Genomic DNA, 358 nt, shown 5'->3' with positions numbered 1-358 from the left:
ACACAGTCCTCAAGTAGCAAAGCGATACGACAAACAAAACTGTCGCGGGATGGAGCAGCCCGGTAGCTCGTCAGGCTCATAACCTGAAGGTCGTAGGTTCAAATCCTACTCCCGCAACCAATAATATTGTATGATATCAGTAGCATAGCGCCCCATGTGGCGCTTCTTGCGTTTCCGATCCAAAAGCCGTGGAAGCACGGTGGATGACCTGAGCCCCAAGTTTCCTCCACCTAGCGGAGAGTCCGCCCAACCGAAGGACGGACAAATGAAGACGAGATTCACGGACGAACAGATCATCCAAATGATCAAGGAGCAGGAAGCTGGCGAGAAGACGGCTGACGTTTGCAGGCGCTATGGG

1 protein-coding gene and 1 tRNA gene are annotated in these 358 nt (G+C 53.1%); both read left to right on the top strand.

Annotated elements, in window-relative coordinates; all coding sequences use genetic code 11:
• Positions 1–43 precede the first annotated feature (43 nt).
• Positions 44–120 (top strand) — tRNA-Met (locus P2081_RS20485).
• Positions 121–265: 145 nt separating this feature from the next.
• Positions 266–358 (top strand): transposase (locus P2081_RS20480; protein ID WP_278922910.1); only part of this gene is annotated, 93 nt, incomplete at its 3' end.

The organism is Pseudophaeobacter profundi, from assembly GCF_029697505.1.
Taxonomy (GTDB): Bacteria; Pseudomonadota; Alphaproteobacteria; order Rhodobacterales; family Rhodobacteraceae; genus Pseudophaeobacter; species Pseudophaeobacter profundi.
This window is presented reverse-complemented; position numbering and strand designations above follow the sequence as displayed.